At 50.2% G+C, this 22,138-nt stretch carries 19 protein-coding genes; 12 read left to right on the plus strand and 7 right to left on the minus strand.

Annotated features, from left to right (window positions below):
* Both GEV47_RS06380 and GEV47_RS06385 read left to right on the plus strand, forming a co-directional pair.
* A complete protein-coding gene (locus GEV47_RS06380) occupies positions 1–1,503 on the plus strand; it encodes a S41 family peptidase (protein WP_153233912.1) in 1,503 nt (500 codons plus the stop codon).
* A 141-nt stretch (positions 1,504–1,644) separates the two neighbouring features.
* Positions 1,645–2,397 (plus strand): HesA/MoeB/ThiF family protein, encoded by a 753-nt coding sequence (locus GEV47_RS06385; RefSeq protein ID WP_153233913.1) that lies wholly within the window; start codon positions 1,645–1,647, stop codon positions 2,395–2,397.
* A gap of 33 nt (positions 2,398–2,430) precedes the next feature.
* On the opposite strand, the gene GEV47_RS06390 is transcribed toward GEV47_RS06385, so the two are convergent.
* Positions 2,431–3,333: a LysR family transcriptional regulator gene (locus GEV47_RS06390; RefSeq protein WP_153233914.1), complete on the minus strand. Its 903-nt coding sequence runs from the start codon at positions 3,331–3,333 to the stop codon at positions 2,431–2,433.
* A gap of 162 nt (positions 3,334–3,495) precedes the next feature.
* On the opposite strand from GEV47_RS06390, the gene GEV47_RS06395 reads away from it, so the two are divergent.
* Positions 3,496–4,494 carry an aldo/keto reductase gene (locus GEV47_RS06395; protein WP_153233915.1) on the plus strand — a complete coding sequence of 333 codons (999 nt, stop codon included), beginning with the start codon at positions 3,496–3,498 and terminating at the stop codon, positions 4,492–4,494.
* 121 nt (positions 4,495–4,615) lie between these two features.
* Here GEV47_RS06395 and GEV47_RS06400 read toward each other — a convergent pair whose 3' ends face one another.
* The 3 genes from GEV47_RS06400 to GEV47_RS06410 are packed head-to-tail and all read right to left on the minus strand — an operon-like array spanning position 4,616 to position 6,826.
* A complete protein-coding gene (locus GEV47_RS06400; protein WP_153233916.1) occupies positions 4,616–5,032 on the minus strand; it encodes a (R)-mandelonitrile lyase in 417 nt (138 codons plus the stop codon).
* Positions 5,033–5,066: 34 nt separating this feature from the next.
* Entirely contained in the window at positions 5,067–5,813 is a 747-nt protein-coding gene (locus GEV47_RS06405) for an SDR family oxidoreductase (protein ID WP_153233917.1), read from the minus strand.
* Between the two features lie 29 nt (positions 5,814–5,842).
* The gene (locus tag GEV47_RS06410) at positions 5,843–6,826 is read right to left on the minus strand and encodes an aldo/keto reductase (protein WP_153233918.1); all 984 of its coding nucleotides are present in this window, start codon (positions 6,824–6,826) and stop codon (positions 5,843–5,845) included.
* Positions 6,827–6,970: 144 nt separating this feature from the next.
* Between GEV47_RS06410 and GEV47_RS06415 the strand changes: the two genes are divergently transcribed.
* Positions 6,971–7,864, plus strand: a complete 894-nt coding sequence (locus GEV47_RS06415) for a LysR family transcriptional regulator (protein WP_153233919.1) — start codon at positions 6,971–6,973, stop codon at positions 7,862–7,864.
* A 69-nt stretch (positions 7,865–7,933) separates the two neighbouring features.
* On the opposite strand, the gene GEV47_RS06420 is transcribed toward GEV47_RS06415, so the two are convergent.
* Both GEV47_RS06420 and GEV47_RS06425 read right to left on the minus strand, forming a co-directional pair.
* Positions 7,934–9,457, minus strand: coding sequence for a B12-binding domain-containing radical SAM protein (locus GEV47_RS06420; protein WP_153233920.1), 1,524 nt, complete (start codon positions 9,455–9,457; stop codon positions 7,934–7,936).
* Positions 9,458–9,537: 80 nt separating this feature from the next.
* Positions 9,538–11,166 (minus strand): ABC transporter permease, encoded by a 1,629-nt coding sequence (locus GEV47_RS06425; RefSeq protein WP_153233921.1) that lies wholly within the window; start codon positions 11,164–11,166, stop codon positions 9,538–9,540.
* Positions 11,167–11,289: 123 nt separating this feature from the next.
* Between GEV47_RS06425 and GEV47_RS06430 the strand changes: the two genes are divergently transcribed.
* Positions 11,290–12,351 carry an ABC transporter ATP-binding protein gene (locus GEV47_RS06430; protein ID WP_153233922.1) on the plus strand — a complete coding sequence of 354 codons (1,062 nt, stop codon included), beginning with the start codon at positions 11,290–11,292 and terminating at the stop codon, positions 12,349–12,351.
* A 166-nt stretch (positions 12,352–12,517) separates the two neighbouring features.
* On the opposite strand, the gene GEV47_RS06435 is transcribed toward GEV47_RS06430, so the two are convergent.
* Positions 12,518–13,549, minus strand: coding sequence for an extracellular solute-binding protein (locus tag GEV47_RS06435; RefSeq protein WP_153233923.1), 1,032 nt, complete (start codon positions 13,547–13,549; stop codon positions 12,518–12,520).
* Between the two features lie 227 nt (positions 13,550–13,776).
* Here GEV47_RS06435 and GEV47_RS06440 point away from each other — a divergent pair, with 227 nt between their 5' ends.
* The 7 genes from GEV47_RS06440 to GEV47_RS06470 all read left to right on the plus strand — a co-directional run bounded on the left by GEV47_RS06440 (position 13,777) and on the right by GEV47_RS06470 (position 22,133).
* Complete coding sequence (locus GEV47_RS06440; protein ID WP_322741574.1) at positions 13,777–15,447, plus strand: acid phosphatase; 1,671 nt, start codon at positions 13,777–13,779, stop codon at positions 15,445–15,447.
* Between the two features lie 94 nt (positions 15,448–15,541).
* Positions 15,542–16,351, plus strand: a complete 810-nt coding sequence (locus GEV47_RS06445; RefSeq protein ID WP_153233924.1) for a M15 family metallopeptidase — start codon at positions 15,542–15,544, stop codon at positions 16,349–16,351.
* Between the two features lie 262 nt (positions 16,352–16,613).
* Complete coding sequence (gene phaP, locus GEV47_RS06450) at positions 16,614–17,177, plus strand: TIGR01841 family phasin (RefSeq protein ID WP_153233925.1); 564 nt, start codon at positions 16,614–16,616, stop codon at positions 17,175–17,177.
* A 264-nt stretch (positions 17,178–17,441) separates the two neighbouring features.
* Positions 17,442–17,768 (plus strand): hypothetical protein, encoded by a 327-nt coding sequence (locus GEV47_RS06455; RefSeq protein WP_153233926.1) that lies wholly within the window; start codon positions 17,442–17,444, stop codon positions 17,766–17,768.
* Between the two features lie 98 nt (positions 17,769–17,866).
* A complete protein-coding gene (locus GEV47_RS06460; RefSeq protein ID WP_153233927.1) occupies positions 17,867–18,820 on the plus strand; it encodes a LysR substrate-binding domain-containing protein in 954 nt (317 codons plus the stop codon).
* A gap of 338 nt (positions 18,821–19,158) precedes the next feature.
* Positions 19,159–20,583, plus strand: coding sequence for an aldehyde dehydrogenase (aldA, locus tag GEV47_RS06465; RefSeq protein WP_153233928.1), 1,425 nt, complete (start codon positions 19,159–19,161; stop codon positions 20,581–20,583).
* A gap of 236 nt (positions 20,584–20,819) precedes the next feature.
* Complete coding sequence (locus tag GEV47_RS06470) at positions 20,820–22,133, plus strand: MFS transporter (RefSeq protein WP_153233929.1); 1,314 nt, start codon at positions 20,820–20,822, stop codon at positions 22,131–22,133.
* Positions 22,134–22,138 lie beyond the last annotated feature (5 nt).

Below are 22,138 nucleotides of genomic sequence, written 5' to 3' on the forward strand. Positions count from 1 at the left end.
ATGGGAAGTAAGCTCAAAAATATCGGCCTAATCAGCTTAGGCGTCGTAGCAGGTATTGCTGCGTCAGTCCAATTTGATGCTGTTGCGCAAAAAAGCGCGGCGGCGCCATTGCCTTTGGAAGAAGTGCGGCAGCTGGCTGATGTCTTCGGATTGATCAAGTCAGATTACGTCGAGCAGGTCGACGACAAGAAGCTATTATCGGAAGCAATTGCCGGTATGGTGGCTTCGCTTGATCCGCACTCTTCCTATCTGGACAAAAAAGGCTACAAAGACTTGCAAGAAATGACGCAAGGTAAATTTGTCGGCGTCGGCATCGAAATCGGCATGGAAGATGGCTACGTCAAAGTCATTTCGCCAATCGAAGATTCGCCAGCTTACCGCGCTGGCATCAAAGCCGGCGATTTGATTACCCGCATTGACGCGACACCAGTCAAAGGCTTGACGTTGGATCAGGCCATGAAGCGTATGCGTGGTGAAGCCAATACCAAAATCAAATTAACTGTCGCCCGCAAGGATGAAGATAAGCCACTCATTTTCAACATCGTGCGCCAGGAAATTCGCGTGCAAAGTGTTAAAGCGAAAATGGTAGAGCCGGGTTATGGCTGGATTCGCATTACCCAGTTCCAAGAGCCAACCGTAGCCGACATGGCCAAGAAAATCGCCGCCATGTACGCTGAGAACCCTAACATGAAGGGATTGGTACTGGATTTACGCAACGATCCGGGTGGTGTATTGCCGGGTGCAATTGGTGTTTCTGCCGCGTTCTTGCCTAAAGACTCTGTCGTCGTTACGACCAATGGCCAAATCCCTAGCTCGAAAATGAGCTTCACCGCTAAACCGGAATTTTATGCCGTAGCGCCCGGCCAAGACCCACTGGCAAAATTGCCAGAAGCCTTGAAGAAAATCCCTATGGTGGTGCTGATCAATACCGGTTCGGCTTCGGCTTCTGAAATCGTCGCTGGTGCGTTACAGGATTACAAACGCGCCACGATCATGGGCACGCAATCTTTCGGCAAGGGCTCCGTACAATCCGTGATTGCACTGCCACCAGATCGCAAGACCGCAGTGAAGTTGACCACGGCACGTTATTACACGCCTAGTGGCCGTTCAATTCAAGCCAAAGGCATTACGCCAGACTTGGCAGTGGATGAATATGCAGATGGCGACATCCTCAAAAACTTGCGCATCCGCGAAGCTGACTTGACCAAGCATTTGACCAATGACAAGGACAAAGATGCCGAGCCTGCAGCGGCATCAAAAGTCGATGAGGAAGAAGAAGAGAAAAAAGCTGTTGCTCTGTCCAAAAAGCACAAGCCATACGAATACGGCTCCAAAGAAGACTTCCAGCTGACTCAAGCGTTGAATCATTTGAAAGGCTTGCCAGTGCAATTGGCGAAAGCCAAAGCGAAGGGCGATGTCGAAGCGGATAACGACGACAAAGACAGTAACAAGAAGGACGATGCGGATGATAAAAAAGACGACAAAACTGACGATAAAAAATAATCGTCGCTGATGTCTCGAATCGCGCTTCAAGCTACACTAAAGCCGCATCAAGTTTGATGCGGCTTTTTATTGCGTAAAGCAGGTCAAAAGGCGCTGTGTTTTTCCGACCTCCGTGCGGCTCTGCATTTGGATGTATAACTCATGAACGACCAACAACTACTCCGCTACTCTCGCCACATCTTGCTCGATGAAATCGACATTGCTGGTCAGGAAAAATTATTAGCTGCGCACGCCTTAATTATTGGTGCTGGCGGACTCGGTTCACCAGCGGCTTTATACATGGCATCGGCTGGTGTCGGCACTATCACGCTGGTCGATAACGACACGGTAGATCTCACCAATTTGCAGCGCCAGATACTGCACACGACCGAGCGCGTTGGACAGGCCAAAGTGGATTCGGCAAAAATCGCTCTCACACACATCAATCCGACGATCAACGTCATCGCCTTGGCTGAACGCGCAGATGATGGGCGATTAAGTGAACTGATTGGCGGTGCCGATGTGGTGCTCGATTGCAGCGATAATTTCAGCACGCGACACGCCGTCAATCACGCTTGCGTCACGCACCGTGTACCTTTGGTTTCCGGAGCGGCGATCAAATTCGATGGTCAGATCAGCGTCTTCGATCCGCGCAGCGCGACCTCACCGTGCTACGCCTGTTTATTCCCGCCAGATCGCGAATTCGAAGAAGTGCAATGCGCCACCATGGGTGTCTTCGCACCACTGGTTGGCATCATCGGTAGCATGCAAGCAGCGGAAGCGTTGAAGTTGATTATGGGAATTGGCACTTCGCTGGCGGGACAATTGTTAATGCTCGATGCACGTAACATGGAGTGGAATAGCATTCGTGTTGCTCGAGATGCCTGTTGCCTGGTCTGTAGTACTTCAAAATAAATCATTTCTACTTTTTCAAATACAGGCCGCAACTCAATTTTCTTCTTTAAGAAAATCGACAAAGGCCCGCAACGGCGCGGGCATATGAGTACGACTAGGATAGTAAAGAAATGGTCCGGAAAAACTCTGCCACCAGTCGGCAAGAACAGGGACCAATGCGCCGCTTTTAATCAGCGGTTGCAAATATTCCTCAAACATATAAATCAAGCCAAGACCAGCAACCGCAGCTTCAACTTCAAGTTCAACCACAGAAGCAATCAATGGCCCCTCCGGACTAATACGCACAGTTTTATTGCCGCACTCAAACTCCCAAGGAGCAACCACACCGCTCTGGAAGCGGTGGCGAATACCCGCATGTGTGAGCAAATCTTTAGGATGAGTCGGTACGCCATACCGGTCAAAATAAGTCGGCGCTCCAGCCAACACAAAGCGCTGCCTACGCGGCCCGATGGGCACTGCAATCATGTCGCGCTCTATCCTTTCCTCGTAACGAATACCCGCATCAAAACCCGCTGCGAGTACATCGATGAAAGTGTCACTCATCGTCACATCCAGCGTAATTTCAGGATATGCCGCCATAAAACGCATTGCAATCGACGGCAATATCTGACGAGCGACTACCGACGGTACATTAAGCCGCAACGTTCCTTTAGGGCTGGTACGAAAACTGTTGACGACATCTAATGCGCCTGCAATCTCGCCCAGTGCTGGCAATAGCCGCTCCAGCAAGCGCTGCCCAGCTTCAGTCGGTGTGACGCTGCGTGTAGTCCGATTAAGCAAACGCACGCCGAGCTGCGCTTCGAGCCGACGTAAAGCTTCACTCAGCGCGGATGCAGAAACGCCACGCAAGGCGGCGGCTCCGCGAAAGCTATGCGCTTGCGCGACGGCGACAAAAGCATCGAGATCGGCTAAATTAGACAAGTTAATATCATTCATTGTGCGTTATTCCGTACGATATGTGCATCATTATCAGGATTATCGCACGGCGTATCTTGCCGCATAATGCGTACAGCTTCTCTGCATTACCGCAGAGTTTGCATCACTTTTGATCAACCACGCCAGCACACTCGCCGTGCGGCGATGATAAGGAGTTTACACATGCAACAACGTCAACTAGGTACAAACGGCCCACAAGTCTCCGCTCTCGGCCTTGGCTGCATGGGCATGTCTGGCATGTATGGACCTGCCGACCGTGTGGAAAGTATCGCCACCATACATGCTGCACTGGACGCGGGTATCACGCTACTGGATACCGGTGACTTTTACGGCATGGGGCACAACGAAATGCTGATTGGAGAAGCGCTAAAAGGCAGCAAGCGTGACGGTGCATTGGTTAGCGTCAAATTCGGTGCATTGCGCGATCCGGCCAATGGCTGGTCGGGGTATGACGCAAGACCAGGGGCGGTTAAAAATTTCCTGGCCTATTCTCTACAGCGACTGGGATTAGACCACATCGACATCTATCGCCCTGCTCGCCTGGATCCTAACGTACCGATCGAAGAAACCATAGGCGCAATTGCCGACATGGTGAAAGCGGGCTATGTGCGCCACATCGGACTGTCCGAAGTCGGCTCGGAAACCATCAAACGCGCCGCCGCCGTGCATCCGATTTGCGATCTGCAAATTGAATACTCGCTGATATCACGTGGCATAGAGGATGGGATACTCGCCACCTGTCGCGAACTTGGTATCGGTATCACGGCTTACGGCGTGCTGTCACGCGGCCTGATCAGCGGACACTGGAAAAAGGAAAATGCCGGGGCCAAAGATTTCCGCACCTTCAGCCCGCGCTTTCAAGCTGAAAATATCGACAAAAATCTCGCACTGGTCGAAGCACTGCGCAAAATTGCCGACGCCAAAGGCGTCAGTGTCGCCCAGATCGCTATCGCCTGGGTGGCCGCGCAGGGAAAAGACATCGTCCCACTGATAGGCGCAAGGCAACGTGCCCGGTTAAGCGAAGCATTGGGAGCGCTGGATGTCGCCCTGACCGCAGCGGATTTGAGTGCGATTGCGAATGCCGTGCCTAAAGGTGCTGCGGCTGGCGAGCGTTATGCGGCCGTTGCGATGGCGCATTTGGATAGTGAAGGTAAACATTAAATATGTGGGGTGGGCTGAAAGGCCCAACCCACATACAGCTAAGCAGCCACATGTTTTTCGAATTGCTGTATCTTGCTCTCTCACATTTAGGTCATCTGGCTTAAATGTTTGAGAGTGTCGCTCAACTGGATTCAGCATCCATCCCAGCCATATATTGTTCGTCGCTGACATGTTCCAGCCAATCAACACCCTTGCCGTTGAGTTGCTCAACAATGGCGATATGCGTCATGGCTGTATCCTTGGTAGCACCGTGCCAATGCTTATGACCGGGTGGACACCAGATCACGTCGCCCTGCCGTATCACCTTGACCGGACCATCCCAGCATTGCGTCCAGCCGCATCCGGCAGTGACGATCAAGACTTGGCCCAGAGGATGGGTATGCCAGGCGGTTCTGGCACCGGGCTCGAAGGTAACATTGGCCCCCAGCATGCGTGCCGGCTCTGGCAAGTTAAAGAGAGGATCGATGCGGACATTACCAGTGAAATACTCTGCTGGCCCCTTGACCGAGGGCTGTGAGCCGCTGCGCTTGATTTCCATTGTCAGACTCCTTTATTTGTCGTGTCATTACGCATTAATAAACCTGCCGTGTGGGCCTGAACAAGATTTCGTTCACATCTATGTCCTCAGGTTGACTGATGGCGAAAGCAACTGCACGCGCGAACGAGTCCGCTGGAATAGCGACCTCTTCGTAAAGCTGGTGGACGCGTTCGGCGATTGCCGGATCGGTCACTGAATTGGGAAGTTCGGTGGCAACCGCGCCTGGAGAAATGACCGTCGTGCGAATGTTGTAGGGCTTTACCTCCTGACGCAGTCCTTCTGATAGAGCCAGCACCGCATGCTTGGTCGCCGAATAGACTGCGCCGCCTGGACCAACCTTGTGACCAGCCACGGAAGAAACATTGATGATGTGTCCGGACTTTCGATCTTTCATATAGGGCAGCGCCGCGGCAATACCATAGAGCACTCCTTTGATATTAACGTCGATCATGCGATCCCAATCATCAACCCTCAAGCTTTCGAGCAATGATTGTGGCATTAATCCGGCATTGTTGATCATGACGTCGACCCGTCCAAAAGTTTGCACAGCCGCATTAACCAATCGCTGTACCTGTTCACGATCCGTGACATCCGTTTCCACAGCAATCGCCGTACCACTGTTACCGGCCAGCTTTTGTGCCAGCGCATGAATACGATCTGCGCGCCGCGCACCAAGCACGAGATTTGCACCTTGCGAGGCAAGATAAAGAGCGGTCGCTTCACCCAGACCACTGCTTGCACCGGTAATTACGACGACTTTTCCTTCGATGTTATTGCGCATTTCTTACTCCAGATTGAATATTGTTTCGATCAGCGGCCAACTAGTTTTTGCCGGTCAGGTGAATAACGGTCCCCTTGCACCGTGATGTCGGACAGCGCACTGTTGATATGGGCAAGATCGCTCGGCGTCAGTTCAATTTCAGCGGCTTTGATGTTCTCTTCAAGACGATGCAGTTTCGTGGTTCCGGGAATAGGGACTATCCATGGCTTCTGGGCGAGTAGCCAGGCAAGCGCGATTTGTGCCGGTGTGGCCGTTTTTTCCGAAGCGATTTGACCAAGCATATCTACCAATGTCTGGTTTGCCTTGCGGGCTTCCGACGTAAAACGCGGAACGGTATTTCGAAAATCGCTGCTATCAAACCTGGTGTTCTCGTTGATTGCGCCCGTGAGAAAACCTTTACCCAGTGGGCTGAATGGAACGAAGCCAATCTGAAGTTCTTCAAGCATGGGCAAGATCTCCTTCTCCGGCTCGCGCCACCATAAGGAATACTCACTTTGAAGAGCAGTTACCGGCTGAACTGCATGAGCGCGACGTATCGTCTCTACGCCCGCTTCCGATAAACCGAAGTGCTTTACTTTACCCTCCTGTATCAAATCCTTGACGGTTCCCGCTACATCCTCGATCGGCACATCGGGATCGACACGATGCTGATAAAACAGATCTATGCTGTCGAATTTTAACCGTTTGAGCGACTGCTCGGCGACTTCTCTGATCCGTTCAGGCCGACTATCCAATCCGTCATTCACATTGCCATTTCGAAAACCGAATTTGGTCGCGACGGCGACTCTGCCGTGAAACGGCGCCAATGCTTCACCAACAACTTCTTCATTGGTGAACGGACCGTACGCTTCCGCCGTATCAAAGAAGGTTACGCCGCGTTCGACTGCCATCTGGATTAACTTAATTGCATCATGCTTATCTGTTGCAGGGCCGTAGCCATAGCTCAATCCCATGCAACCCAATCCAATGGCGGACACTTCCAAATTGCTGTTCCCAAGTTTACGTTTGTGCATTTCAATCTCCTGACATCAAAGTAGTGAACATCCGTAGACCACTAAGCGGTCTTTGCATGGCTGGTACTTTACGCGTAACGTCGGCATTTGATTAGACGCTATAATCAGCATGTACTTATTAATTTTTCTAATAAATACAAAAATATGCCAAAAGAAAACTTTAACGACCTGATTGCTTTTGTTGCCGTTGCCCGCGCAGGAAGCTTCACTCGTGCGGCGGCGCAACTTGGCGTCTCTCAGTCGGCATTGAGTCAGACCATACGTTCGCTAGAGGAAAGACTGGGCATAAGGTTGTTAACGCGCACCACGCGAAGCGTGTCACCGACCGAGACTGGCGAGCGGCTGTTACAGACGGTGGCTCCCCGGTTTGAAGAAATCGAAACGGAGCTCGCTGCCTTAAGCGAACTACGGGAGAAGCCCGCCGGCACTATACGGATCACCAGCTCTGATCATGCCGCCAACACGATCTTGATGCCAAAGCTGGCGAAACTGTTGCCGCTTTATCCTGATATCAAAGTTGAGATTAACTCGGACAATCGTCTGATCGACATTGTGGAACAACGGTATGACGCCGGTGTGCGGCTGGGCGAGCAGGTGGCAAAAGATATGATAGCGGTGCGCATCAGTCCGGATGTGCGAATGATAGTCGTCGGTGCTCCGTCCTACTTCGCGCGACGATCACCACCCAAAACGCCACAAGATCTGACCGACCATCTTTGTATCAATCTTCGCTTGCCAACGTTAGGGGGCTTGTATGCGTGGGAACTTAAGAAAGGTAAGCGTGAAATCAATGTGCGCGTGGACGGCCAGCTTATTGTCAACGGCATGCCTCAAATGCTCAATGCCGTTCTGGCGGGACTAGGCTTGGGTTTCATGCTGGAGGATGTAGTACAGGAGTATATCGACAAGGGCCTTCTGTTGCCCGTCCTCGAAGACTGGAGTCATACCTTTTCCGGATATCACCTGTATTACCCAAGCCGGCGTCAGGCCTCGCCAGCATTTGTATTGCTGGTCGAAGCACTGCGTTACCGAACATGATACTTATATCTGCAAAGATAGCTTATGTAGGTTGTCGGCCAGACTAAAAAGCCCACGCTGCTTGATGGATCAAGCCACCAAATGCCGAGCCTGCCGTTGCGGCGCAACCGATGGTGCATGTTCGTGTTTTTCAACCTTCTTAGGCGCACTCGGCAACTTCGGTGGCTGACCGGCATAATCGGTACTCAACACCGCATTCACCGTCGCATCGCTCAATCCTTGCAAGCGCAACCACTGACCGACTAATCCAGCCAGGCGATCCAAGGCGATGCGATGCGTGGCGTCGGTTTTGCTGTAGAGCCAATCCGAAAATGCCATGAAATTATTGAATGGTGTTGCTCCCAACAAGATCGGCAAGGTATGCGCAAAGCGTCCTGAATTAGCGACCAAATCCCAGTAACGGGAAAAGCGCACCAGGCGTTGCATGGTGGCGAAGTCGATGCGGTCTGTGGCAAGGATGGTGTAAGGCGGGTGCGGGTCGAAGACTAATCCGTAAGCTTCAGTATGGCGAATAATCGGCGTGCCCCGTAAGCGCTTTAAGATACCGAATTGGATTTCGTGCGGTTGCAAAGCGACCAGTTGATCGAAACCGCGAGCAAAGCTTTCCACATCTTCACCGGGTAATCCGGCGATTAAATCAACGTGTAAATGCGCGTGTGATTCTGTCATCAGCCAACGAATATTCTCCGCTGCTTTTTGATTGTTTTGTTTGCGACTGACCAAGGTTTGCACTTCGGGGTTGAAGCTTTGTATGCCAATTTCAAATTGCAACGTACCTGCCGGGAATTTGCTGATTCCTTCTTTCAATGCATCGGGCAAATGATCAGGGACTAATTCAAAATGCGCGAAGACGGGATCGTCGGGATTGGCGTCCAGTTTATCGAGGAAGAACTGCATAATCTTCAAGCTGGTTTTGATATTCAGATTGAATGTACGATCGACGAATTTAAACAGCCGTGCGCCACGCGCATGGAGCGATTCCAACTCTGCCAGAAAATTATCTAGTGCAAATGGCCACGCGGTTTTATCCAGCGCAGATAAACAAAATTCGCATTTGAACGGGCAACCACGCGAGGCTTCAACATACAGCGTGCGATGTTTGATGTCGTGGTCGCTATAGAGTGCGTAAGGCAGCGTAATGTCTTCCATCGGCGGCTGCTTGCCGATGTGGGTTTTCATCAGCGGTTTAGGGCCGTTCAAAATCTGCTGACATAATTCCGGGAAGGCAATGTCGCCCCACCCTGTCACCAGATAATCTGCCTGTTTGACGATCTGTTGTTGTTCAGATTCATACGACACTTCCGGTCCACCCAACACGATCACGATCTCTGGCGCGACGCATTTCAACATCGCGACGACTTTGGTGGTTTCTTCGATATTCCAGATATAAACGCCGAAACCGACGATGGTGGTGCCGCCGTCAGCGGCTTTGTTGGCTAATAGTTTTTCGACAATATCGGTGGTTTTGCTGCCAATGACGAATTCGTGCAAGTGCGTGTCGCCCTGCAAGTCGCCCATATTGGCTTGTAAATAACGCAAGCCTAGCGAAGCGTGAGAATAGCGGGCATTAAGAGTGGCGAGCAAAATAGTCATGGGAAGGCAATGTGCCGCAAAGTTCGAATAGCCGCCATTTTACGCGTCTATCGCTGCGTTATCGTTTCATTGTCATCTGATTACCGTCTATCCAACGCGCGTGTCACCAATAACACCGGAATCAAGCCTACCGCAACGATGGTCAAAGCCGGCAATGCCGCTTCACCCAAACGCTCATCGCGCGCCAGATTGTGGGCGATGACAGCCAACGTATCGGTGTTGAATGGACGCAGCAATAAGGTGGCCGGCAGTTCTTTCACCACGTCGACAAACACCATCAAGAAAGCGGTTGCCATCGAACGCCACAACAAAGGTGCATGCAACTGTTGGGCGATGTGCCAGCGACTAGTGCCGAGTGTACGTGCAGCTTCGTCGTAGCTGTAGGGTATCCGCGCATAACCTGCATCAATGGTCTGCACCGCTACCGCGCTAAAGCGCACCAGATAAGCGTACACAATGCCGAGTGAGGTTGCGGTGAACCACACGCCGACTGAACTATCGGGAAAGACAACTTGCAACCATGAGGCCGGTAACAAGATGCCAACCGCGATCACTGAACCAGGCACGGCGTAACCCATAGACGCAATGCGAGTGACGATGCGCAACAGCGCAGTGTTAAAGCGCGGTAAATCACGGGCGCGTTGTGCAAAACTGAGCGCCAGTGCCAGCAACACCGCCAATACTGCAGCAATCGCAGCAAAGCGGAAACTGTTCCATGCCCAGCCGAGGTAGCGAGAAAAATCGATGCTGGTTGTGTATTCGTCAGCTGAAGGTTGATGCCCCATCTCCCCCCACATTAGTTGCAGCAAGATCAGCACCGGCAAGACGAAGCCGAGAACGATAGGCAGCCCGCACACCAACCACGCGCACAGACGCTGGCCGCCGCGCAATGGCTGCAATCGTGTTTCAGATGCATCACTACGATTGCCGCGAGCGCTGGAAAAACGTATTTTCTGTTGCGCCTTGCGCTCCACCCACAACAGCAATGCCACCATGACCAGCAACACCGACGCCAATTGTGCCGCGGCGATACGATCGTCCATCACCATCCAGGCTTTATAAATTCCAGTGGTAAAAGTGGTCAATCCAAAATAAGCGCTGACACCATAATCGGCCAATGTTTCCATCAACGCCAATGCCGCGCCCGCCATCAATGCCGGCCGTGCCAATGGTAACGCGACGCGACGAATACGCTCGGCCAACGGTGTGCCAAGCAATCGTGCCGCTTCCATCAAATGCACTCCGCGCTCACTGAGCGCGCTGCGCGCGAGTAAATAGGTGTACGGATAAAGGGTAAAAACAAACAGGAAAATCGCGCCGGACAAACTACGAATTTCGGGCAATCGCAAAGCGGGAATCACGTGACGAAAACTGGTTTGCAAAATGCCGCTGTATTGCAGAAAATCGGTATACGCATATGCCGAAACATAGGCAGGCATCGCCATCGGCAGTAGCAGCGCCCATTTAAAAAAACGACGCCCACGGAATTCAAACAAACTCACCGTCACCGCCGTCGCTGCGCCAACCACGACGACACCGATGGTAACGGCGACGGCTAACCAGATTGAGGTTGCCAGATAACTTGGCAGAACGGTGTGCCATTGTTGCGTCAATACTTCGACCGCATGCGCGTCAATATTTAGCCATGCGGCGGCGATGCCGAGTATGGGTAATGCAATGAGCAAAGCGATTAAAGCGATTAGCGGCATGTGACTTGGTTGTAGTGGGTGAATGATGCGTTAAACTAGTGGTTGTTGCGAATAGCAATTGTTCTTAAAGCAAACTTTTGAGCGGAATTGTAACTTCTTCACGCATACTTTCTAAATTCCCACATGTTTCTTGACCTTCAAAACATCACTGTTCGCTATCCACAAACTTCATCACCGGCCGTCAACGCAGTCTCGTTGCAATTGGCGGCTGGCGAAATCGGCGTATTGATCGGCCCATCCGGCAGCGGAAAAACCACGCTGTTACGCTCTATTGCAGGTCTGGAACAGCCGCAAGTTGGCAACATTTTGCTGGATCAGACTTTGCTGGATGGCCCCAACGTTCGCATCGCAGCAGAACAACGACGCATCGGCATGGTGTTTCAAGACTTTGCGCTGTTCCCGCATTTGACGATAGAAGACAACATCGGCTTTGGCTTACGAGATCTTGCGCGGCCACAGAAAAAATTGCGCGTGGCAGAGATGCTTGAGCTGGTCGGACTGATAGGCTCACACGATAAATATCCGCATCAGCTATCCGGCGGCCAGCAACAGCGCGTTGCGCTGGCGCGTGCTTTGGCTCCGCAGCCACGCTTGCTGTTGCTGGACGAACCATTTTCGAGTCTGGACATTGAACTGCGCGAACGGCTGGCGTATGACGTGCGACAAATTCTGAAACAAGCCAACATTACCGCGCTGATGGTCACGCACGATCAATTGGAAGCATTTGCGATCGGCGATGTGGTCGGCGTGATGCACGCTGGACAACTGGAACAATGGGCAGCGCCCTATGCGCTTTATCATCGCCCGACTAGCCGCTTCGTTGCTGATTTTATCGGTCATGGTGTATTTGTACCGGGTAGATTGGTTAAAACTGCAAATGGCTTGATGGTGTCGACGGCACTGGGCGAATTGCATGACGTCAATGACACTCTGCCGGACTACAGCACACAATATTTTGATGTACTGCTACGCAGCGATGATATCGTGCATGATGACGAATCTCGCTTCAAAGCCACCGTCGTTCGCAAGACTTTCCGTGGTGCGGATTTTCTCTATACACTGCGATTAGAAGATGGCCCAGAAGTGTTGGCGCTGGTACCATCACATCACGATCACGCAATCGGTGAGGCCATCGGCATACGGCTTGATGTGAGTCACGTGGTGACTTTTCCTGCAACATCCTGATTTTTTGGAAAGATAAAAATGTTAGCTAATTACGTCGTAGTCGGAATCGAATTCAGTGTGGTGGCGATCATAGGATTGGCGATTTATTTGGTTGCCAAAAAATAAAATTGCTAAGCCTCGGTAGATCCCCGCTCCCGCAAGCGCGAGCGGGGATAAAACCTGGCTGTTATTTATACCCAACCTTATCCAACATCTGCAACACCTTCTGCTGATTGCGGCCAACCGCCGAGACATCAATCACTTCCGCTTTAAATGTTCCCAATGAATCCAGTGCGGCGTTATCAGTTTTGACGCTCTTTACTGCTGGCCATTCGTTATTACCTTCGGCAAAATAACGTTGCGCCTGATCGCTGGATAAATATTCCAGAAACTGAATTGCTTCGGCTTTGTGTGGCGCGTATTTGGCAACGCCGGCACCGGCGATGTTGACGTGCGCACCGAACGTTTTTTGATCTGGCCAGACTATCGCCACTTTTTTCATCAACGCGATATCTTCTGGCTTGGTTGATTTCATCAAGCGTGCGACGTAATAAGAGTTTGAAATCGTCACGCCACATTCACCAGAGGCCACCGCTTTGATTTGATCGGTATCGCCGCCAACCGGCTTGCGCGCCTGATTCGCGACATAGCCCTTGAGCAGCTGTTCAGTTTTCGCTTCGCCGTGATGTTCGAGTAAAGCACCGAATAAAGATACGTTGTACGGGTGCGCACCGCTGCGGGTGCACAGCTTGCCTTTATTTTTAGGCTCAGCCAACGCTTCGTAACTGTCGACATCTTCTGGTTTGATGTTTTGCTTGTTATAGACAATCACGCGCGCGCGCGTCGAAAAGCCAAACCATTGACCATCTTTATCGCGCAAATTCGCTGGGATACGTTCGTCTAATATCGGCGATTTGACAGGCTGGAACAAGCCCTCATTTTCAGCGCGCCATAAACGCGCCGCATCTACCAATAAAATCACATCGGCCGGACTAGATTTTCCTTCGCTTTTCAAGCGCGCAACCGTACCCGCATCGTCGCCATCCACCCGATTAATTTTGATACCGGTTGTTTTGGTGAAGTTGTTATACAGCGCTTCGTCAGTTTGATAATGACGTGCCGAATAGATATTCAAGACTTTTTCCTGCGCGGCGACTGTAAAACTGGCAACAGCGGTGCTGGCAAAAACGGCACTGGCGATGAGTGTACGCAAAGACATAGCTTCCTTTTTGAAAGATTCTAGAGCGGAAACTATAACGCAAATGAGAATTATTATCAATATTGCCACATACCAACCTCAATGACTTGTACACTCTCGAAGTGACAATAAGATGACATCCCGCCATTGATACCGTTTTGTGTACTTTGAATAAATTATGATTGACGACACATCAAGAATGTCTACACTCCCCTGTGTTTAGCATTTACGCGAAAAAGGGAAATAACGTGGACAAAAGCAACGACGCACAACAAACCAAGCAAGCAGACTCTCCTTCAGATCCATCTCGCAGACGCGTATTGCAAGCGGCTGTCGCAACTAGTATTGTCGGTGGCGTTCCGTTAATCGGCGAAGCGGCGAGCACCAAGTCAACCCACAAAATTGTCGCCGGCTCGCTCGACACAAAAATCAAAGCGCATATCAAACATGTTGTCGTAATTTATTTAGAAAATCGTAGCTTCAATAATTTATTTGCCAATTTCCCGGGCGTGCGCCAACCATTATCTGAAGTCCCTGGCGTCGTTTATGTGCAAAAAGACCGCGACGGAACGGTGTTGCCGAGCTTGCCAAAAATATGGGGTGGCCTGGTGCCACGCAGCCAAAGTGTGAACGGCAAAGATTATATGATCGCTGAGGAAAAAATCTCCGGCTTGCCGAATGCGCCCTTCACGCTGAAAGATGCTGAAGGCGCACCGTTACCAGAGTCGGTCGTTACACGCGATCTGTGGCATCTGTTTTATCAAAACCAAATGCAGATCAATAACGGCAAGAATGATCAGTTCGTTGCCTGGGCTAATTCCGGCGGTTTGGTGATGGGCTACTACGGCGCGACCGATAAAAATTTAGGACTGTGGAAAGTCGCACAGCAATATACCTTGTGCGACAATTTTTTCATGGCGGCATTTGGTGGCTCTTACTTAAACCATCAATTCTTGATTTCCGGCCGCACGCCGGAATACTTTGACGCGGCCAATACGCCTGCCAAACGCAAGATTGCCATAACGGAGGATGGCCCTACCGGTGTGCGTCTGGCATTAGACAAAAAGAATCCAGCTTCGGCGATCGAAGGCAAACCACGGTTTGAGAACGATGGCGCGATCACCCCTGATGGCTATGCGGTGAACACCATGGCACCGCCCTATCAACCTAGCTACATCAAGCCAGCCGCCGGCGGCGATAGCGCACTTGCCGATCCCGCCGATCCCAGCACTCTGCCACCACAAACCTATCACACCATCGGCGATCTGTTGTCGCAAAAAGGTGTAAGTTGGGCATGGTATGCGGGCGCCTGGCAAGCGGCATTGGAGCACAAGAGCGACGGCGACAAACCCAATTTTCAATATCACCATCAGCCATTCAATTACTTCAAACAATTTGCACCTGGCAGCACGGCACGAAAAGAACATTTACTTGATGGCGGCGTGGGCGATAGTCCAATGTCCAATAAATTCCTGGCCGATGTAGTGGCCGGAAAACTGCCAGCCGTCACTTTCTACAAGCCGCAGGGAAATTTGAATATGCATGCGGGCTATTCCGATGTGGAATCCGGCGATCAGCACGTGACCAATGTGTTGGAACATCTGAAAAAAAGTCCACAGTGGGAAAATATGCTGGTGGTGATCACCTTCGATGAGAATGGCGGCTGGTGGGATCATGTAGCACCACCTAAAGGTGATCGCTGGGGACCCGGCACGCGCATTCCTGCCATCATCGTTTCTCCTTACGCCAAGAAGGGTTACGTTGACCATAGTTTCTACGATACGACCTCTATCATGCGTTTCATCACACGCTTGCACGACCTGCCTTTATTGGAAGGCATCAAGACGCGCAATGCGGCATTTGAGGCGCGCGGCGCATTACCGCCTGGAGATCTGACCGGGGCTTTGCGCTTTGTTTGATTAACGTTAGTAACTGCAAATTCTGTAGGGGCGCAACTAGTCGCCCCTACAGAATCTATGGACGCGTAACATCAATTATTTAAGTTAGATACACATGCATAAAAACATTTCCGCAACATCCATCGGCAAGTTGATTTTGGGGGCTTGGACGGCAACGCATTTCTGTATTGCCGCCGCAGCGCCATTATCAAGCGCATTTGCCACGGATGCTGCCGCCTGCGCGCAACTGAAGAGCGACCATGTGATGCAAGCTGGTGCGCCCGTCACTTGTGAGCAATTGCAAACTGTACGTTTTTCGTTCATAGACTTCGATGGCAAATTGCATGACGACGGCGAAGTGATGGTAATGGCTGCAGTCGCCCCTCAAGTGCAAGCCATCTTTGAAGAGCTGCTAGCGCGCCGCTTACCGATCAAACAAGCACGTTTGATGGGGCACTACCATGGTGATGACGATGCCTCCATGGCAGATAACAATACATCCGCTTTCAATGACCGCGCCATGACGGGCGGCGGCGCATTGTCTTTACATGCTTACGGATTAGCGATTGACCTCAATCCATTGCAAAATCCGTATATAAATCGTAACAAACAAGGTGCACCAGAAGTGAGTCCTCCCGCCGGTCAACCTTACACTGCCCGCACGAAAATGCGCCCCGGAATGGTGAATCAGCAAATCGCGGATGTTTTCGCGCAACATGGTTTTTTCATTTGGGGCGGCAATTGGAAACAACCGATCGACTATCAGCATTTCCAGGTCAGCCGCAAAATGGCCGAACGTCTCGCGGCACTACCGTCAGATCAGGCACGCAAGGTATTTGAAAGCAGTATCATTGCGTATGGCCACTGCATGAAAAATGAGCAGAGCAATATGAAAGCGCGGGTGGCTTGTGTAAATGACAAATAGAAATGATGACTAATAAAATGTGTGGTGCAGCAGTCACATTTCCATGTGGAAAATGCAACAAAAAACAATTAAGTCCCCTATGAAATCAAGGCGCATGAGAATATTTCCACCGGGGGGGAAATGTTAATTATCACAAATGTTTATGTTGCACTGCACAATTCCCTTGACAGCGTATTTCGACTCTGTAAAATGCTTTCTTGTGCGGCGCACCATTTTGGTGACTAGCCGTAAATGCCTCACTCTTACAACCCAGGAGAAGAACATGTTTTCGTTCCAAGAGCAATTTTCAGCAGCTACCAAAGCCCATTTCGAAGCACAATTAGCATTACTCAATTCATTAACAACCACAGCGTTTGCTGGTGTTGAAAAAGTCATCGAATTAAATCTGAGTGCCGCCAAAGCATCACTGGAAGAAACCAGCGGTACTGCCAAGCAATTAATTGGCGCCAAAGACGCACAAGAATTTTTGTCGATCTCCGCCGCACAAGCTAAACCAAATGCAGACAAAGCCGCTGCTTATGGTCGTCACTTGGCTGGCATCGCTTCTGGCACACAAACAGAATTGACTAAAGCGGCAGAAGCACAAATCGCTGAAACTAGCCGTCGCATCAATGCACTGATCGACGAAGTCAGCAAAAATGCACCGGCTGGTTCAGAAAACGCGATCGCGATTTTGAAATCGGTTATCGGCAATGCAAACGCTGGTTACGAGCAACTGAACAAATCCGCTAAACAAGCAGTTGAAGCACTAGAAGCAAATTTGAACAATGCCGCAACCCAGTTCGCACAAACTACTGAAAAAGCAGCGCGCGCAACTAAGAAGTAATTACTGCGTTGGGTGAATTTTAATTCCCCACGGAATCACAAAAAAGCCGCACAGGAAACTGTGCGGCTTTTTTACGTCAGCTTTGCATTGACTCATACCCAAACAGTGATTTGGTGCGAGGTTGTTAAATAGATACACTAGACAAAAATATACAAAGTCTGTCGCAGGCGTCAATAACGGCGATTTATAATCAATCCCATTGTCGCCGCTTTAACATATTTATTCATCATACGATTAGCCGTAACGCTCATTTTTCGGAACACCATGTCTAGCTTTGCCACTTCGCTAATCACTTTCGTCTATATGTTGGTCGGACCTGCCATGTCATTAGCGTATATCCCGCAAGCACTTCGTGTCGCGCGTGATACTGCCGGAGCCAAATCCATTTCATTACCAACCTGGGGCATGTGGTCGTTTTCGACATTGGTGACTTCTTTATATAGCGGCTTTGTGGTGAAAGATATGTTGTGGTGCTTAAGTGCTTGCGGCAGCATGGTTGGTTGTTGGGCGGTGTTTAGTATTGCTTACTTCAAGCGCACAAAACATGCGCGCCTGACGGTGCAATCTAATCCGACATTACTCAAACCATAATCTCGTAACGGCGCAGCACAACATTTACACAAAACGGTCAGCCACATAGCTGGCCGTTTTTGTTTATCCTTGAGGCTTGTAAATCTGCAGGAGCAAACATGGATCGTCGTTGGTTACCACTAAACGCATTGCGGGCTTTTGAGGCCGCTGGCAAGCACTTAAGCGTGACGGCAGCGGCGAATAGTTTGTATGTATCGCAAAGCGCAGTCAGCCGGCATATTCTGACGCTGGAATCCTTACTCAACGTCAAGCTCTTTGAACGCAAGCATCAACACCTGGAACTCACCGAGGCTGGTCGCGCTTTGTTGCCGGCAGTAAATAAATCGTTCGACCGCATCGAGCATGTACTACAAGACATCTTGAAGGATGGCGCAATTGCGCACAGGGTATTGCACATACAAATGCCGGCAACATTCGCCCATAATTTGGCAGTGCCAATTCTGCGCGAGTTCAGAAGCGCATTCCCTCACGTGATGCTTGATTTGATGATTCCCAATAGCATCGGTATGCCAGAAAACAATTCGGACATCGCGGTGGTGTATTCCAAACCGGAAGTTAATGATTTAATTGCGGACTTACTATGGCGAGTGCGTTTAACACCACTGTGTCATCCTTCTTTATTGGAAAAATTACCTGCAGCAACACCACTCTCTTTGCAGGAGTTTGTGAGCAGCAATGAACTGGTTCACGTCCTGCTAGAGGGGCAAGCTCGCTATCGGCTTTGGCAGCATTTTGTACGCCAAACAGAATTGAGTAATATCAATACCGATCATGGCCTCGTCTTTGAGACCGCCAGTTTAGCGGCACAATATGTGATGAGCGGCAGCGGCATTGCCCTGCTTGATCCATTGTTGTTTCAGGAGGAGTTACGGGATGGCACTTTGGTACAACCGTTTGATACCTGGGTCGACGATGGTTATGGCTATTATCTCCTGACGCATCCCGATGACTTGCAGGACCCCGCGATCGCCTCGTTCCGTTCCTGGATCATTCGACACTATGCCGATTTGCCGGCAAAATTAAAAGCGCCGTCCCACGCACATAATCAATAGAAATATTCTGCTCATGCATCCCGCAATGCAATGACTTGCTACGAAATTGTCGTAGGTACGCCCCTCGCATCCATTTTTTAGATATCGCAATCTGTATTTGGCATTTGCCGAATATAGGGAATTTCTCATACGATACAAAAAATATAATAAATTGGAATGATGATCGCCTCCCAAATACGATCATACTTTGCCCATAAGAGACGAAAGCCTTCCTATGCTATCGACAACCAGATTGCACACAATTCTTATGTCGCATCTCCAATTTAGCTCTTCTCACTTAGCTTCAAATAAGTCCGTATAACTCTATTGTGTTGTGAGACTCATCTACGAAAGACGCTATGCAACACTACAAAAATTTCATCAATAATCAATTCGTTGCACCACAAAATAGCGAGACTATCGCTGTCTGTAACCCGGCTACTGATGAGATCGTCGCCCATGTTTCTCTTGCTACGGCACAAGAAGCAACGACCGCAACCAATGCCGCAGCCTCAGCGCAAAAAGCATGGGGAAAGCTACCCGGCGCTGAACGAGCAAAAGCCCTCCATCGTCTCGCCGATGCATTGGTGGCGCGTGCACCTGATATTGGCACAGCGTTAGCGCTGGAGTCTGGGAAAAGCCTTAGCGATGCCACCAATGAAGCCATCTATGCTGCCGAAATTTGTCGCTATCACGCCGAATGGGGGCGCCGTATTGAAGGTGAAATCATTCCTAGCGATAGTCCCTCTGAAAACTTGCTGTTGCAACGCGAACCTATCGGTGTTGCCGCTTGCCTGATCCCGTTCAATTACCCGGTTTATACGCTGCTGCGTAAAATTGCACCGGCACTGATTACCGGCAATACGGTGGTCGTGCGCCCCAGCAATAACACGCCATGTTCTGCTTTTGAAATTGCAAAAGCCGTGCTTGATGCGCAATTTCCTGATGGCGTTGTCAATATCCTGGCCATGGGCCATGCCACCGCCGAGGTTGTTTGCACTCACCCCAAAGTCGGCATCATTACGTTGACCGGCAGCGTCAATGCAGGACGCAAAGTACTGGAGTATTCGCAGGTAAATATTGCCAAGTCGTCTCTGGAACTGGGCGGGAAAACGCCGGTAATCGTTGCTGCTGATGCGGATCTGGAAAGTGCCGCAAATGGCATCGTTTCCTCTAAAACTACGCATTGCGGCCAGATTTGCACTGGCGTCGAACGCGTCTACGTCCATCGCGCGGTGTATCCCCAATTGCTGAAACTGCTTAAGGAAAAACTCAGCGCAGTACAAATCGGTGATCGCGCTGGCAATCCATCACATATGGGACCGTTAGTCAGCGCAACCGCGCGCACCAATATTCACGCGATGGTTGAACGTGCCGTGGCGGATGGCGCGACGATCGAAGTGGGTGGCTATATTCCAGAAGGCAAAGGAAATTTTTACCCGCCAACCATGTTAACTAACTGTCGTCAGGACATGGAAATCGTCCAGGAAGAAATTTTTGGCCCCGTATTCTGTGTACTGCAATACGAAACGACAGAAGAAGCATTGGCGCTAGCCAACGATCATCAGTTTGGTTTGTCTTCTGTGATTTATACAGAGAACTACCGCGACGCAATGTTCATCGCCAACAACATAGAGGCTGGCGAGTTGTACATCAACCGCATGCCGGCGGATCCATATCAGGGTTATCACTCTGGATGGAAACGCTCAGGCCTGGGCGGTGATGATGGTAAACATGGCATGCTCGAATTTACACAGACGCGTTTGGTTGTCATGAAATATTAAAAATAATGATGCTGTAAAACCAAAATCGTAAATTGGGCCGAAAGCCCAACAACAATGTTCAATCTGAAGATGGTCAGAGTGCGAAATCAGAAGTCGCATGCTCTGCAGCAGACTGCATCTTTATTTTTGAAAAGTTGCAACAAAGAGCCTATTGGAGCTCATTAAATAATGCGTCGCAGTGACTGATAGCAAAACAAATACAGCAACGCATTCAGCTTTAGAAAGTAAGCCGAGACATGATAGATATCGCAATTCAACCAAATAATAGTGCGAGCAACATCGCCGTCAGCGAGCGCTCTAAAAACTTAAACCGCTATTTCCAGTTCGCTTTATTGGTAGCCGCAGCAGGGGCAATTTATCCCCTGCTTTATCTACGCCAATACTATGAAAACAGCATACTTGCCGCCTTCAATATTACTTCCGCTGATTTAAATAGCATTTACGTTGTTTTGGGCTTTGTATTTGTCGCCACTTACATGCCCAGTGGCTGGTTAGCGGACAAATTCTCTCCAAAATTATTGATTAGCTTCTCACTCACGGTGGTCGGCGGCACGGGTTTTTGGTATGCGGCTTATCCACCGTTGTGGCAGCTGAAAATCATCTTTTTCTTTTGGGGTTTAGCCGCAGGATTGACGTTTTGGGCGGCTCTGGTAAAAAGTGTCAAGCTGCTGGCAAAATCCTCCGAACAAGGACGTTTTTTTGGCATCCTGGATGGCGGCCGCGGATTGGTTGAAGCCTTACTTGCCACGATTGGGTTAGCTATATTCGCTTATCTCATGGCCCAAAATCCTGCGCCACAACAGGCGCTACGCCCGATCATCTATATGTACTCCGTCATTTGCATCGCAATTGCGGTACTGATTTTTATTTTTCTTGATAGCGAAACCAAAAATACCGATGGCGACGTTCAAGAAGATAAAAAAATAAAAGGCAATCTGCTGCAAGACTTACGCACTGTAGCCGCCAATCCACGCTTATGGCTGATGGCATTCATCATCCTCACCGGTTACCAGTTATTTTGGGGAACCTATTCTTTCTCCTCTTACCTGCAAGAAGGTTACGGCATGACGGCGGTAGCTGCCGGCGTGATCACGGTCACCAAAGTCTGGATGCGCCCAATCAGTAGTGTTGCAGCGGGTTTTTTAGGGGATAAATTTTCGAATGAACTGATACTGCCGCTCAGCATGCTGTTGGCTTGCTGCGGCTATCTGGTTCTGGTCTTTTTCCCGCACGTAAACCATGCCTACTTCTTGCTGTTCATTGTCATTGGAATTGGCACCATGACCTATGCCATACGCGGCCTGTATTGGAGCATTCTGGATGGCTGCAAAGTGCCGCCACATGTGATTGGTTTGGCGATTGGCATCATTTCCATGATCGGCTATCTGCCCGATATTTTCCTGCCAATGATCAATCGTGCCATCTTAAATAATTACCCAGGTCCGCTCGGCTTCAGAATCTATTACAGCTATCTCGCTGGCGCCGGCTTATTAGGTGCAGTAGTCGCGTTTTACTTTAAATCGCTTGTCAATACACACAAAAACACATAAGGAGA

It is taken from the genome of Glaciimonas soli (assembly GCF_009497155.1).
GTDB lineage: Bacteria > Pseudomonadota > Gammaproteobacteria > Burkholderiales > Burkholderiaceae_D > Glaciimonas > Glaciimonas soli.

Excerpts from the sequence above, each read along its gene's own strand:
- GEV47_RS06455 (WP_153233926.1), top strand. The coding sequence starts at position 17,442 with ATGTCTAGCTTTGCCACTTCGCTAATCACTTTCGTCTATATGTTGGTC.
- GEV47_RS06435 (WP_153233923.1), bottom strand. The coding sequence starts at position 13,549 with ATGTCTTTGCGTACACTCATCGCCAGTGCCGTTTTTGCCAGCACCGCT.
- GEV47_RS06470 (WP_153233929.1), top strand. The coding sequence starts at position 20,820 with ATGATAGATATCGCAATTCAACCAAATAATAGTGCGAGCAACATCGCC.
- aldA (WP_153233928.1), top strand. The coding sequence starts at position 19,159 with ATGCAACACTACAAAAATTTCATCAATAATCAATTCGTTGCACCACAA.
- GEV47_RS06380 (WP_153233912.1), top strand. The coding sequence starts at position 1 with ATGGGAAGTAAGCTCAAAAATATCGGCCTAATCAGCTTAGGCGTCGTA.
- GEV47_RS06430 (WP_153233922.1), top strand. The coding sequence starts at position 11,290 with ATGTTTCTTGACCTTCAAAACATCACTGTTCGCTATCCACAAACTTCA.
- GEV47_RS06460 (WP_153233927.1), top strand. The coding sequence starts at position 17,867 with ATGGATCGTCGTTGGTTACCACTAAACGCATTGCGGGCTTTTGAGGCC.
- GEV47_RS06395 (WP_153233915.1), top strand. The coding sequence starts at position 3,496 with ATGCAACAACGTCAACTAGGTACAAACGGCCCACAAGTCTCCGCTCTC.
- GEV47_RS06405 (WP_153233917.1), bottom strand. The coding sequence starts at position 5,813 with ATGCGCAATAACATCGAAGGAAAAGTCGTCGTAATTACCGGTGCAAGC.
- GEV47_RS06425 (WP_153233921.1), bottom strand. The coding sequence starts at position 11,166 with ATGCCGCTAATCGCTTTAATCGCTTTGCTCATTGCATTACCCATACTC.
- GEV47_RS06420 (WP_153233920.1), bottom strand. The coding sequence starts at position 9,457 with ATGACTATTTTGCTCGCCACTCTTAATGCCCGCTATTCTCACGCTTCG.
- GEV47_RS06385 (WP_153233913.1), top strand. The coding sequence starts at position 1,645 with ATGAACGACCAACAACTACTCCGCTACTCTCGCCACATCTTGCTCGAT.
- GEV47_RS06415 (WP_153233919.1), top strand. The coding sequence starts at position 6,971 with ATGCCAAAAGAAAACTTTAACGACCTGATTGCTTTTGTTGCCGTTGCC.
- GEV47_RS06445 (WP_153233924.1), top strand. The coding sequence starts at position 15,542 with ATGCATAAAAACATTTCCGCAACATCCATCGGCAAGTTGATTTTGGGG.
- GEV47_RS06400 (WP_153233916.1), bottom strand. The coding sequence starts at position 5,032 with ATGGAAATCAAGCGCAGCGGCTCACAGCCCTCGGTCAAGGGGCCAGCA.
- phaP (WP_153233925.1), top strand. The coding sequence starts at position 16,614 with ATGTTTTCGTTCCAAGAGCAATTTTCAGCAGCTACCAAAGCCCATTTC.
- GEV47_RS06390 (WP_153233914.1), bottom strand. The coding sequence starts at position 3,333 with ATGAATGATATTAACTTGTCTAATTTAGCCGATCTCGATGCTTTTGTC.
- GEV47_RS06410 (WP_153233918.1), bottom strand. The coding sequence starts at position 6,826 with ATGCACAAACGTAAACTTGGGAACAGCAATTTGGAAGTGTCCGCCATT.